Source organism: Aquimarina intermedia (assembly GCF_008124785.1).
GTDB classification, from domain to species: Bacteria; Bacteroidota; Bacteroidia; order Flavobacteriales; family Flavobacteriaceae; genus Aquimarina; species Aquimarina intermedia.
Genome location: NZ_VNHU01000005.1, coordinates 230,535 through 243,313 on the forward strand (window position 1 = coordinate 230,535; position 12,779 = coordinate 243,313).

A 12,779-nucleotide genomic window follows, 5' to 3' on the forward strand; every position below is an offset into this window, starting at 1 on the left:
CCGACTTTAACGGGATACACTCGTTGTAAAATTTGATATTAGTAAAATCTTACTATTTTTACCTGAAAGTAACGTACCCATACAATCTTTTGAGAATTAAACCCATACAAATTGCAACGTTTATCCTCCTGGTATTAGGCACATTGTTTGGACTTATGTTTTTGAGCCAAGACGAGGCAATTCAACATGCACAAACGACAGAGGATGGATTTGCCTTAGAATTTGTGGATATTAAATATCCTACGGTTCCTAATTTTCTAAAGACAAACAAAGACACAACAACATTACAAAAGGAAATTATAACGATCACAGAAGCAATTGTACCGGTCGAAGATGAAACACCGCTAAGTACAGATACGATTGCTACTTTAAATACTACTTTATCACAACGACCACCTGATTTTTCTAGATTGGACACAGCGATGGTTACTCGAATTGAGTATCCTCAAAGCAACCCTGAGTTTGTAGCTACCTTAAAGAAGCAGCTATCTTCTGCATCTTGTCGTATTGTTCATTACGGAGATTCACAGATAGAAGGCGATCGTATCACCGGATATTTGAGAAACAGACTTCAAGGGATATACGGTGGTAGCGGACCGGGATTTATTCCTGTAAAACCCGTATATCGACAAGTGAGCGCCATTGTTGAGCCTAGCGAAAACTGGGAGCGCTTTGCCATTTTTGACAGAACCAAAGAGCGTTTCGAACATAAGAAATATGGTATGTTTATGTCGGTTAGCCGATTTACACCTTTACAAGAGGTTCCAATAGATAGTATAGCTATAGACTCATTACCTACCAGAATCGCTACAATCAAAATAGGAAAATCATCCAGAACGTATACAAAATTCAGAAACTTCAGAACGATTGGTTTGCATTATGGAAACAGTGCATTTCCAATTAGCATTGTAGTCAAAAATGATGGTGTAATTATTCAGCAGGATGAATTGATAGCAGATGGTCAATACCATCGGTATCAGATTCGCACTAAAACGACACCGAACAACTTAGTTATTGAACTCAAAGGAAAAGTGAGTGCTGATTTTTACGGACTTACCCTTGGTGCAGATTCTGATATTCAAATGGACAACGTAGCCATGCGAGGTTCATCAGGAACTATCTTTGCCGGTTCCAGCGCTTCGAGCTTTAAACAAATGGTCTCGGTGATTAAGCCTAAAATTATTATCATGCAATACGGGGGGAATACGGTTCCTTACCTGAAAGACTCGTTAAAAGTCAGAGAATATGCTGACTATATTAAAAGTCAAGTCAATTGGATGCGCCGTCGTACCAACCCTAATGTTAGTTTTATTTTTATCGGACCCACAGATATGTGTATTCCCGTAAATGGGAATATGCAAACCTATCCTTTATTGCCATATCTCAACAATACCTTACGAGAGACCTGCTTGTCTAATAATGTTGCTTACTGGAGTATGTTTGATGCCATGGGTGGAGCCGGCGCCATGAAACATTGGGTGGATCAAAAATTAGCAGGCAGCGATTATACTCACTTTACCTCTAAAGGAACTAAAATCATATCAGAACTTTTTTTTACAGCCCTATACCTTGACCTAAACGCCTCAAAAAATGAACTTTAAATACCAAATATTTTTCTTTTTCCTGCTCCTTTGCTTACCACTTATGGCACAGCACTATGTAATTGACTCTGTAAAGCAAGAATATTCATTTATTAATTGGAACGCCAATAAAATAAAGCTGGCCGAGTATTCACCGGCCTTTAAAAAGCTATATCAAAAGTTAAATAGGATAGCAAATGGTGAAGAAGAGAAAGTGCATGTATTTCATATCGGGGGATCCCATATACAAGCGGATATTTACTCAAACCGCCTACGATCCTATTTGCAGCATATGAGCAAAACAGCCAAAGGACAACGGGGTTTTATTTTTCCATATCGTATGGCCGAAACAAATAACCCTTCAAATTATCAAGTGAATTTTGATGGCGAGTGGCAAGGATACAGATGTTCTATCAGAAAAGATAGTGTTGCATGGGGAATGTCTGGTGTTACGGCCAAATTCAGAGATTCTTTAGCAAACTTTGCGGTACAAGCAAATCATAATAATTATACAGATAATACCTATAATTTTGACAAAATCCGAGTGTTTTATGATGCATGGACAGATGATTACGAAGTACTACTTAAAGATACATCGCTGATAAAACGTAGATCGATTAATCACGCTGCTAATTTTATCGAATTTGAATTACATCGATCCGTCGAGACACTAGAGTTGCAAGTATGTAAAGTTAAAGATACAGGAGATGCAGAATTTTTAATGATGGGACTTGAGTTGATGAATGATGGTAAGGGTATTGAGTATACTACAATTGGAGTGAACGGAGCGAGCTTTAGCTACTATAATCGTAGTGCTTATTTTGATGAGCAATTGCAATTGTATACTCCGGATTTATTTATAGTATCAGTGGGTACCAATGACGCCTACCACCCGGATTTTGAGCCGGAGGCGTTTCGTAAAAACTATGAAGAATTTATACAGCGAGTACTCAAAGTTAATCCGGAGTGTGCGATACTACTCACCGTACCCAATGATTCCTACTACAAACGAAAGTTTCCCAATCCACGTACCAGGATTTCACGCGGAATTATTTATGAACTCGCCAGAAAATATAATATGGCAGTTTGGGATTTTTATGAGATCATGGGTGGCTTTAACTCGTCGAAAGCGTGGTATGCAAATAAACTCATGCCAAAAGACCGTATTCATTTTACCCATAAAGGATACCATATTAAGGCAGATTTGTTGTTGCAGGCATTAGCTAACTCTTGGGAAAAAGAACTTAAGTTAGCACCGGATTCCATTTTAAAACAGATCGTGAATGAATAGACTTTACGATATTTTTAATTTTTCTCAGGAGTTTCCTTTGATTTTCACACAAGCTAACTTCTGGATATTTTTTGCTGTCATTTACCTGGTATATGCTTTTATTTATCCAAATAAAAGCTTGCGAAGTTTATACCTTTTTTTAATCAGTTTGGTGTTTTATTATAAAACCAGCGGACTCTTTGTGGGTATTCTTCTCTTTAGTACAGTTAATGATTTCTTTTTGGGCAAAGCTATCTATAACAGTACCTCAAAGTTGACGCGTAAAACACTTGTAGCGGTAAGTGTTACCGTCAACCTGGCCACCTTATGTTATTTTAAATATGCTTATTTTTTTACCGACTCTTACAATGCTTTGTTTGAGTCTGATCATAAGGTGATCAATCATCTGGCCCAATGGGCGAATACCTGGAGCGAGGTAGATTACTTTACGGTCGACAGTATCATACTCCCGGTTGGAATTTCGTTCTATACCTTTCAGACGATTAGTTATAGTGTCGATATTTATCGCAAACAAATCAAACCATTGCGGTCTATGATAGATTTCGGGTTCTTTGTAAGTTTTTTTCCACAACTGGTGGCAGGTCCTATTGTGCGCGCAGCAGATTTTGTTCCACAAATTCGTAAAGAGATACGTATCTCAAAAGTTGATTTTGGTAGAGCAACCTTTATGATATTAAAGGGACTGATTAAGAAAATGATTTTTGCTGATTATATTGCAGCAAATTTTTTGGACCGTGTTTTTGATATGCCTGAAATGTTTTCAGGATTTACGAATATCATGGCAATGTTTGGGTATTCGCTTCAGATCTACGGAGATTTTTCCGGCTACACGGATATAGCGATTGGTTTAGCCTTACTTATGGGCTATCGTTTGCCCAAAAACTTCAACTCTCCTTACAAAGCCATTCATTGTGGAGATTTTTGGAAACGTTGGCATATTTCCTTATCCAGTTGGTTAAAAGATTATTTATACATTCCCATTGGTGGAAATCGTAACGGTACTATTTTTTCGTACACCTTTATCTTACTATTTACTTTTTTAGGTGTGTTAGCAGTTTCCAATTACGCAATAGCACTATTGGCGGCAACGGTAATTGTAATAGCGTTGCTAGTGACCCTATTTTCAAAAAAAGTGGCCAAGCATTTCAATACCAATGTCAATATTATGATAACGATGTTAGTAGGAGGACTATGGCATGGCGCCGCATGGAAATTTGTAATATGGGGAGGGCTCAATGGCTTGGGTATTGTATTCTATAAATATTGGCGCAACATAAGTCCGTATGAAAATAGCCGTTTGTGGATCATAACGGGCTGGAAAATCGCCCTGACTTTTGTCTTTATTACTTTTACCAGAATTTATTTTAGAGGCAATAGTATGGATCATATTGACCGCTTCTATCAACAAATAGTGACCAATATGAACATGTCAAATGCGTGGAATGTGTTATATGAATACCGCCTTGTATTCATTGTGATGGCCGTAGGTTACCTTACCCATTGGTTACCAAATTTATTGAAAACCAAAATAGAACATAGTTTTATACGCAGCCATGTTATCATAAAGGGGGCTATAGCCGTCATCGTTGCTGTAGTTTGCTATCAAACCTATGCAGCCGATTTTCAGCCTTTTATATACTTTCAATTTTAAATAAAATAAGAAGGGCGTATCCCGGCATTTCATTTGGGTCGCGCTATCCATTATATCTTTTTACGGTTTTTTTAAAACTATAAAAAGGATGTCATTGCTATCGCTTACGCAAGTAAGGATACCTTTGTATCTTTACGATGTTCAAAAACAATTTAAAACGAACTATTACATGTTTCATCATTCACATCCGTATGAACCATACTTTCCTGAGGGAGCCACCAAGCTGATTGTTGGGACCTTACCGCCGCCAAGATTTACGGTAGGGCAATTTAAAGAAGGCGATGTGGATTTTTGTTATGGTAGTATCAGCGGCCTGCTTTGGCCAGTGTTGGATAGAATTTTTGAGCTTAAGCTGGACTATGAAACTACCGAGTCAGCTATCGAGCAACGCAAAGCCTTTTTGAAATCCAGAGGAATTGGAATTTGCGATATTGTCGCCTCCTGTCAGCGGACCAAGATTGATGCTTCAGATCTGGGTATGGAAAATATAGAGTTACGTGATCTTATTGGATTTTTAAAGAAATACAAGCGTATTGACACCCTACTATTCACTGGGGGAAATAGTAAAAATGGCCCTGAATATTTTTTTAGAAAACATTTAAAAGAATGTAACTTAAAACTGGAACTCCTAACTAACGATATTCCAAGAATTCACCAGTTTCAACTACTCGATGATGAAGAAGCAACCGCAACACGTACGATAAAAACCGTATCTTTAACTGCACCTTCCGGAGCTGCAAACAGAGCTATCGGGAGTATGGAGTTGTACAAACACTTAAAAAATAAAAACCCTGAATTCAATACCATTGATTTCAGGGTGTTGCAATATAAAAAATTCTTTTAAATTAAAATTACATGAGTTCCTTATCCGGGTCATGAGGCAGGGAGGTAGGTTTTATTTTAAATTTTCTACGTGGAGGTCGTAATCTTCCATACGATCCCAAAAAAATTTTCCCTCTTTTTGTTTTACGATCTCCTTTTCCCATACTATGATTTTTCTTCTTTTTTCTCTTTAAGCGAACCTTTTTTGGTAGTCGATATGTCTTTAGGTTTATCCTTAGGGGCCAATGAACCTAACGGTTTATCCTGATCTTTTCTTTTTAGCTTTTTATCTTCAATGCTTCCCATACTATCATTATTTTTAGAGTTACCTAAAGATAGATGATTAAGGTCTTAAAAAATGATAAAGCCCTCATAAACTCAGGTTAATTAAGAGTTTTCTCAAAAATCATTGCGTCTTCGTGACAGCTCGTTCTTCTTTTTTCTCTTTTATGTATCGATACCCTTGATACACTAATTGGACAACTGTGAGTATTCTAAAAAACTTTTTCATGCTACATTTTTTTGGCGTGACACAAAATAAATCACGCAAGTGAAATATAAAAATATAGCACTAACTTCACTGATATCGAATAGATAACATAGTTTAACAGCAGAGTGTTAATACAATGAAAATATCTTAATTAACGTATCGCTTTTATAAAACTATCGATCTGATCCACTCCATGTGCTGTCAAATGTTTTACGAAAGCAGAGCCGATAATAGCACCTTTTGTAGTTTTGGTGGCTTTTTCAAAAGTTTCCTTATTACTAATACCAAAACCTACAATTTGAGGTGTTTTTAAACCAAGTCCGGCGATACGGTCAAAATAACGCTGTTGTTCTTCGCCTATGCTGTTTTTGGCACCCGTAGTACTTGCAGAACTTACCATATAAATAAAACCGTTAGAAATACTGTCAATTTCGTCAATACGATCCTCAGAAGTTTGTGGCGTGATTAAAAAAACATTAGAAAGGCCATACTGTTCAAAAATCTCTTTATAGTGCTCAGTATATTCCTGTACCGGAAGATCCGGGATGATTAATCCATCGATTCCAATCTCCTGACATTTTGCGCAAAATGCCTCTACCCCATATTGCAGCATTGGATTAAAGTAGCCCATAATCAATAGGGGAATGCTAACCGTTTTTCTAATATCTTTGATTTGATCAAAAAGCACTGCGGTAGTCATCCCGTTACGTAACGCTTGTGTAGAGCTTTCCTGAATCGTGGGGCCATCAGCTAAGGGATCGCTAAAAGGTAAACCGATCTCGACCATGTCAACGCCGCTTTCTTCAAGAGCTTCCAGTACTTTGAACGTATCTGTCAGTGCTGGGTAGCCAGCGGTAAAATAGATAGATAACAGTTTTTTATCTTCGGCTAATTTTTTATGTATTCTATTCATGTACTTTTTATTAAGACATTTCTATACAATTCAGAAATGCGATGTTTTTAGTAAGTATTTTACAACTTAAAATAATCGATATACGTATTTAAATCTTTGTCTCCACGTCCTGATAAATTGATGACAATCACATCATCCGGATTAAATTTACGTTCTTTAAAGATGGCGAGCGCATGCGAAGTTTCAATCGCCGGAATAATTCCTTCCAGTTTTGAGAGTTCCAGGCCGGCAGCCATAGCTTCGTCATCGGTTATAGAGATAAATTCGCCTCTTCCGGTCCTGAATAAATTAGCATGCATCGGTCCAACCCCTGGATAATCCAAACCGGCAGAAATAGAATAGGGTTCGGTAATCTGACCGTCTTCTGTTTGCATCAATAAGGTTTTACTACCATGGATAATCCCTTCTTTTCCCAAAGCCGATGTTGCAGCACTTTCTCCTGTATAAATTCCCTTTCCGGCCGCCTCTACCGCTATAATACCAACGTCTTCCTGATCCAGGTATTGATAGTAAATACCAGCAGCGTTACTACCGCCACCCACACAAGCAACCACGTAATCAGGGTTTTGTTTCCCTTCTTTTTCTTGTAATTGCCATTTTACCTCTTTAGAAATGATAGATTGAAAACGTGCCACCATATCAGGATACGGATGAGGACCTACCACAGAGCCAATTATATAATGTGTGTCGACAGGATTGTTAATCCAATCCCGAATTGCTTCATTCGTAGCATCTTTTAAAGTTTTACTTCCCGAGGTGGCGGGAATTACTGTCGCGCCAAGCATTTTCATACGTGCAACATTGGGCGCTTGTCGCTCGATATCTATGGCACCCATATACACAATACAGTCCATCCCCATAAGAGCGCAAACCGTGGCTGTAGCTACGCCATGTTGACCGGCACCTGTCTCGGCAATGATGCGTTGTTTGCCCAGTCGTTTCGCTAATAAGATCTGCCCGATAGTATTATTCACTTTATGCGCACCGGTGTGACACAGATCTTCACGTTTGAGATAGATTTTGGTGTTATATTTTTTAGAAAAACGTTCTGCAAAATATAAAGGCGTAGGGCGTCCTACATAATCTTTTAATAGCTGATTGAACTCCTGTTGAAAGGAAGGTTCATCCATGATCTTTATGTATTGCGTTCGCAATTCCTCAACATTGGGATAGAGCATTTCAGGGATATACGCTCCACCAAAATCTCCATAATATCCTTTTTCATTAACTTGATAACTCATAGCTTTTTCTAATTAACTTCTATGTGTGAAAATTTATACTAATTCACTGACCTGGATGATACAAGTCAGTTATAAACATCTTTAATTGATCGGCGTTTTTAAATCCCGGCTTGCTTTCAAACTTACTATTTACATCTATTGCGTGAAGCTTAGCCGCTTGCGGTTGCTTCATAAACTCTCGTAAACTATCAACTTCATCAAGTCCGATACCACCGCTAAGAACAAAAGGAGTATCTGACTCATATTTTGATAACAAAGTCCAGTCAAAAGTTACGCCATTACCACCTTTATTTTTTCCTTTGGTATCAAACAAAAAACAATCAACAATTCCTTCATACGGATTGAGTTGGCTAAAATCAAACTGATCTTTTATCGAAAAGACCTTCCATAGTGCTATTTGGTTTTGAGACGTTTTTGAACTGTGGTTAGCCTCTTGTACATTTAATTCATTTCTCAATTTTGTGCAAAACGCTACAGATTCGTTACCATGCAACTGTACGGCTTTTAATTTGTGTGTTTTTACCGTTTTCAGAATAAAAGAAATTTCGGCATCTACAAACACGCCTACACCCTTAATCTCCTCCGATAATTTGGGGATGCTTCCTTCAAAATTTCGTGGAGAGTTCGCATAGAAGATAAAGCCCAGGTATCCAGGTTGCAATGCAGCCACATCCTCGATATTTTCTGGCACCTTCATACCACATACTTTAAGTTGTACTGAGTTCTTCATACTAGCTTATCTATTGACCACTCAATTGTTTTACAAATTCCATCGCGCTTGCACCGGGATCTTCAGTTTTCATAAAGTTTTCTCCGATTAGAAATCCTTGATACCCATACTGCTTTAAATCTTTGATCGCTAACACTGTACTAATTCCGCTTTCTGATACTTTTACAAAGTCATTTGGGATATGACTGCTTAGATCTTTACTAATGTCGGTACTAACCTCAAAAGTTTTCAGATTGCGATTATTGACCCCCAGCATATCCAGCGAGGGCATAAGAGATTTTTCTAATTCCTCTTGGTTATGAACTTCTAAAAGGACATCCAATCCTAATTGCTTGGCAAAAGTTGACAATTCCTTGATTTGATCTTTGCTCAACACGGCAGCGATCAATAAAATTGCATCAGCCCCGTAGGCTCTGGCTTCTAGTATTTGGTAGGCATCAATGATAAACTCTTTACGTAATAAAGGAAGTTGTACAGCTGCTCTAGCCAACAATAAATCATCTAAGGAGCCTCCAAAATATTTTCCGTCAGTTAACACAGAAATTCCGTTAATTCCTGCATTCTCATACCCTTTGGTGACGGTATCGACAGAGGTGTTGTTGTTGATGACTGATTTTGACGGAGATCTTCGTTTATGCTCTGCTATGATACCAATATCACTCGTTCTTAAAGCATCTGCAAGAGATTTAGTGTCTCGCTCAAACAATACGGATTGTTCCAGCTGTTTTACGGGAATGAGTTGTTTTTTCAGCGCAACCTCTTTATATTTATCTGCAACTATTCTATCTAAAATATTCATTTTTTAAGCGCTTAACTGTTGAACCTTCTTTAATACTTCTAATCCCTTGCCTGAAAGTAAAGATTCTTTTGCTTTTTCAAAACCTTGCAATGGCGTTAAATTTTCTACAGTAGCGATTGCCATACCTGCGTTGGCGCACACTACATTATTTTGAGCTTGTGTTCCTTTACCGGAAAGTACATTCATGAAAATTGTGGCTGCATCTTGAATAGAGTTTCCGCCCGAAATCTCCTCCTGAGATAAGACGGAAGTGCCAAAGTCCTGTGGACGCAACATACCTTCAGAATGATTCGATATGATTTTGGTATCACCGGTAAGTGAAATCTCATCATAGCCATCCAGTGCATGTACGATAGTATAGTTTTTATCTGTGTTTTGATAGAGATATCCATACATCCGTGCTAATTCTAAATTGAAAACGCCGACAATCTGATTTTTTGGAAATGCCGGGTTTACCATAGGACCCAACATATTAAAAAATGTTTTTATGGCAAGTTCTCGACGTATGGGTGCTACATTTTTCATTGCAGGGTGAAAAAGAGGCGCATGCAATACACATATACCAGTCTCTTCGATACTACGTGTTAAGAAATCTTTATCGTTACTAAATTTTATACCTAAATGTTCCATCACATTCGAACTCCCACAAGTAGAAGATACTCCGTAGTTTCCATGTTTTGTTACATGTATGCCTGCTCCGGCAGTAACAAATGATGAGAGCGTTGAGATATTAAAGGTGTCTTTGCCATCCCCTCCAGTACCGCATAAATCGATGGCATTATAGTCGCTAAGATCTATAGCGACGCAGAGTTCCAGCAAGGCATCTCTAAACCCTTCAAGTTCATGTACAGTAATGCTTCGCATCATGTATACGGTAAGAAAAGAAGCAATTTGACTTTGATTGTATGCACCATTGGAGATGTTTACCAATACCTGCTTGGCCTCATCCTTTGAGATGGTTTCGTGATTAATTAATCTATTTAGTAAATCTTTCATTTTACAATTTTGAGCGTGTTCGTTTTTTTACGGAATAGGATCTTATAAATTCACCCAGTTTTCCAATATTTTTTTACCATCGGGAGTGAGCACCGATTCCGGATGAAATTGTACACCACAAACATCATATGTGTCATGTCGCAGCGCCATTATCTGTCCGTTCTCATCATAGGCAGTAACCTTGAGACAGGTAGGTAAATTTTTATCAGAAACTACCCAGGAGTGATAGCGGCCAACGGCAAATTCTTCATTGAGACCCGTAAACAAAATCTCGTCCGGTACAGTTACTTTTACTTGGGTAGCTACACCATGATAAACTTCGTTAAGATTTGTCAGGCTGCCACCAAAAACCTCTCCTATGGCTTGTTGACCAAGGCATACGCCAAAAATACTTTTGGTAGGGGCATAACGCTGTATGATCTCTTTGAGCAATCCTGCCTCCTCGGGAATACCGGGTCCGGGAGAAAGTAAGATTTTATCAAAAGCTTCGATCTCATCCAGATGAATTTGATCATTACGTCGTACGGTGACTGCACAATCTAAATCCTCCAGATAATGAACCAGATTGTAAACGAAGGAATCGTAATTGTCAATAACTAATATTTTTTTCATTGCTTGTATGCTGTTTTCGAGTATGAATCGAATGATTTCTTATATTGTTTGTGTTAGGGATAGCAGCCGGCTACTCTGCCTTGCCGTCAAGGCAGGCATGTAGCGCAAATAGCCCGACCCGAAGGGTAATACCCCTATATTCCTTTTGCTAATTCTAATGCTTTAGTAAGTGCACCAAGTTTATTGTATACTTCTTGCAACTCACTTTCTTCATTGGATTCATTCACCAAACCGGCGCCTGCCTGCCAATGTAATTCGTGATTTTTACTCAAAAATGTACGGATCATAATAGCATGGTTAAAGTTGCCTGAAAAATCCATGAAGCCTATGGCACCCCCATAAAAATCACGATTGACGGTTTCATATTTTTCTATGAGTTGCATGGCTTTGTGTTTGGGAGCTCCACTTAAAGTTCCGGCAGGAAACGTATCTGCTACCACACGCATGGTTGAGGTTTCGGCGTGTATATTACCGGTCACCTTGCTTACTAAGTGAATCACGTGAGAAAAAAACTGAACTTCGCGATAGTTCTCTACCATAACGTGTGAGCCGTTGCGACTTAAATCATTACGTGCCAGATCTACGAGCATGACATGTTCTGCATTTTCTTTTTCATCTTCTGCCAGTTTTTTAGCCAGTTCGGCATCCTGTTCGTCATTACCGGTTCGCTTAAAGGTTCCGGCGATCGGATGAATCTCAGCTACTTTGTCTTTGACTACCAACTGCGCTTCTGGAGAACTCCCAAAAATTTTGAAATTTCCGTAATCAAAATAAAATAGGTAGGGAGATGGGTTAATACTACGTAAGGCGCGGTATACGTTAAACTCATCGCCCTTAAATTTTTGCGAAAATCGTTTGGATAGTACGAGTTGAAAGACATCACCGCGTAGACAATGCTTTTTAGCTAAAGTTACCTGAGCTTTGTATTCGTCATCATTAAGATTAGAAGTGGTCTCACCAATCGTCTCAAAGGTATAAGAAGCAAAATTTTTAACTTGTAGCAGAGATTCTATTTGCGCAATATTATTCTCGGTTTGGTAACAGTGTGCAAAAATATAAGCTTCGTTATTAAAATGATTAATGGCTATGATGTTTTGATACACAGCATAGTAGACATCAGGAATTTTTAGATCCCCTTTTTTCTTACTAATTTCTATATCCTCAAAATAACGAACGGCATCATAAGAGATATATCCAAAGAGGCCGTTATTAATGAACTTGAAATCATTTTTTTCTGTGTGGAACTGCTTTCCGAAAGTTTCAATGACTCCCGGGACATCAGTATGTTCATCAACTTTTGAAGTAGACGAGATACCATCGGGAAAAGTCTGCGTTATGATTTCATTCTCGATCTTAATGCTTGCGATCGGATTACAACATATGTATGAAAAGCTATTTTCGTTACCACGGTAGTCGCTACTTTCTAGCAGAAGACTGTTTGGGTAGCGATCTCGTATCTTGAGATAGACACTTACCGGAGTAATTGTGTCAGCCAGAATTTGTTTGAATTGTGTGGTTAAGGTATAACTCATAATAATGTTTAATCTTTTTGGCAATTATTTGATTTGTTCACTGGTTGAATTTTAAGCACAAAAAAAGGCTTGTCGTGATGACAAGCCTTGGATATGTTTACTTAACATAATGATAGCAGCTA

The 12,779-nt window shown here is 38.3% G+C and carries 13 protein-coding genes; 4 read left to right on the plus strand and 9 right to left on the minus strand.

Translation table 11 applies throughout. The features are described 5' to 3' along the window. The first annotated feature begins 89 nt into the window (after nt 1-89). The 4 genes from BD809_RS09515 (at nt 90) to BD809_RS09530 (ending at nt 5,366) form a co-directional block, all read left to right on the plus strand. Entirely contained in the window at nt 90-1,601 is a 1,512-nt protein-coding gene (locus tag BD809_RS09515; protein ID WP_148782731.1) for an SGNH/GDSL hydrolase family protein, read from the plus strand. After that, nucleotides 1,591-2,871 carry a GDSL-type esterase/lipase family protein gene (locus BD809_RS09520; RefSeq protein WP_148782732.1) on the plus strand — a complete coding sequence of 427 codons (1,281 nt, stop codon included), beginning with the start codon at nt 1,591-1,593 and terminating at the stop codon, nt 2,869-2,871. Before BD809_RS09515 ends, BD809_RS09520 begins: the two co-directional genes overlap by 11 nt. Further along, nucleotides 2,864-4,522, plus strand: a complete 1,659-nt coding sequence (locus BD809_RS09525) for an MBOAT family O-acyltransferase (RefSeq protein ID WP_148782733.1) — start codon at nt 2,864-2,866, stop codon at nt 4,520-4,522. The genes BD809_RS09520 and BD809_RS09525 overlap by 8 nt, the downstream gene beginning before the upstream one ends. A 169-nt stretch (nt 4,523-4,691) precedes the next feature. Then, nucleotides 4,692-5,366: a uracil-DNA glycosylase family protein gene (locus BD809_RS09530; protein ID WP_148782734.1), complete on the plus strand. Its 675-nt coding sequence runs from the start codon at nt 4,692-4,694 to the stop codon at nt 5,364-5,366. A 7-nt stretch (nt 5,367-5,373) separates the two neighbouring features. Here BD809_RS09530 and BD809_RS09535 read toward each other — a convergent pair whose 3' ends face one another. From BD809_RS09535 to BD809_RS09570, 9 genes are all read right to left on the minus strand, one after another. Further along, complete coding sequence (locus BD809_RS09535) at nt 5,374-5,508, minus strand: 30S ribosomal protein THX (protein WP_148782735.1); 135 nt, start codon at nt 5,506-5,508, stop codon at nt 5,374-5,376. Nucleotide 5,509: 1 nt separating this feature from the next. Beyond that, nucleotides 5,510-5,650: a hypothetical protein gene (locus tag BD809_RS15615; RefSeq protein ID WP_170251844.1), complete on the minus strand. Its 141-nt coding sequence runs from the start codon at nt 5,648-5,650 to the stop codon at nt 5,510-5,512. A 335-nt stretch (nt 5,651-5,985) separates the two neighbouring features. Further along, complete coding sequence (gene trpA / locus BD809_RS09540; protein WP_148782736.1) at nt 5,986-6,747, minus strand: tryptophan synthase subunit alpha; 762 nt, start codon at nt 6,745-6,747, stop codon at nt 5,986-5,988. A 59-nt stretch (nt 6,748-6,806) separates the two neighbouring features. Next, nucleotides 6,807-7,988 (minus strand): tryptophan synthase subunit beta, encoded by a 1,182-nt coding sequence (gene trpB / locus BD809_RS09545; protein WP_148782737.1) that lies wholly within the window; start codon nt 7,986-7,988, stop codon nt 6,807-6,809. A 43-nt stretch (nt 7,989-8,031) separates the two neighbouring features. Then, on the minus strand, nt 8,032-8,718 hold the full coding sequence (locus tag BD809_RS09550) for a phosphoribosylanthranilate isomerase (RefSeq protein ID WP_246131494.1): 687 nt from the start codon (nt 8,716-8,718) through the stop codon (nt 8,032-8,034). Between the two features lie 10 nt (nt 8,719-8,728). Beyond that, on the minus strand, nt 8,729-9,517 hold the full coding sequence (gene trpC / locus BD809_RS09555) for an indole-3-glycerol phosphate synthase TrpC (protein ID WP_148782738.1): 789 nt from the start codon (nt 9,515-9,517) through the stop codon (nt 8,729-8,731). A gap of 3 nt (nt 9,518-9,520) precedes the next feature. Continuing rightward, entirely contained in the window at nt 9,521-10,513 is a 993-nt protein-coding gene (trpD, locus tag BD809_RS09560; protein ID WP_148782739.1) for an anthranilate phosphoribosyltransferase, read from the minus strand. A 42-nt stretch (nt 10,514-10,555) separates the two neighbouring features. Continuing rightward, the gene (locus BD809_RS09565; protein ID WP_148782740.1) at nt 10,556-11,125 is read right to left on the minus strand and encodes an anthranilate synthase component II; all 570 of its coding nucleotides are present in this window, start codon (nt 11,123-11,125) and stop codon (nt 10,556-10,558) included. Nucleotides 11,126-11,259: 134 nt separating this feature from the next. Beyond that, nucleotides 11,260-12,657, minus strand: coding sequence for an anthranilate synthase component I family protein (locus tag BD809_RS09570; RefSeq protein ID WP_170251846.1), 1,398 nt, complete (start codon nt 12,655-12,657; stop codon nt 11,260-11,262). Nucleotides 12,658-12,779 lie beyond the last annotated feature (122 nt).

Bases quoted from the DNA above. Each gene is read 5' to 3' on its own strand.
- trpC (WP_148782738.1), bottom strand. From the start codon at position 9,517: ATGAATATTTTAGATAGAATAGTTGCAGATAAATATAAAGAGGTTGCG.
- BD809_RS15615 (WP_170251844.1), bottom strand. From the start codon at position 5,650: ATGGGAAGCATTGAAGATAAAAAGCTAAAAAGAAAAGATCAGGATAAA.
- trpD (WP_148782739.1), bottom strand. From the start codon at position 10,513: ATGAAAGATTTACTAAATAGATTAATTAATCACGAAACCATCTCAAAG.
- BD809_RS09530 (WP_148782734.1), top strand. From the start codon at position 4,692: ATGTTTCATCATTCACATCCGTATGAACCATACTTTCCTGAGGGAGCC.
- BD809_RS09550 (WP_246131494.1), bottom strand. From the start codon at position 8,718: ATGAAGAACTCAGTACAACTTAAAGTATGTGGTATGAAGGTGCCAGAA.
- BD809_RS09565 (WP_148782740.1), bottom strand. From the start codon at position 11,125: ATGAAAAAAATATTAGTTATTGACAATTACGATTCCTTCGTTTACAAT.
- BD809_RS09525 (WP_148782733.1), top strand. From the start codon at position 2,864: ATGAATAGACTTTACGATATTTTTAATTTTTCTCAGGAGTTTCCTTTG.
- BD809_RS09535 (WP_148782735.1), bottom strand. From the start codon at position 5,508: ATGGGAAAAGGAGATCGTAAAACAAAAAGAGGGAAAATTTTTTTGGGA.
- BD809_RS09520 (WP_148782732.1), top strand. From the start codon at position 1,591: ATGAACTTTAAATACCAAATATTTTTCTTTTTCCTGCTCCTTTGCTTA.
- trpA (WP_148782736.1), bottom strand. From the start codon at position 6,747: ATGAATAGAATACATAAAAAATTAGCCGAAGATAAAAAACTGTTATCT.
- trpB (WP_148782737.1), bottom strand. From the start codon at position 7,988: ATGAGTTATCAAGTTAATGAAAAAGGATATTATGGAGATTTTGGTGGA.
- BD809_RS09570 (WP_170251846.1), bottom strand. From the start codon at position 12,657: ATGAGTTATACCTTAACCACACAATTCAAACAAATTCTGGCTGACACA.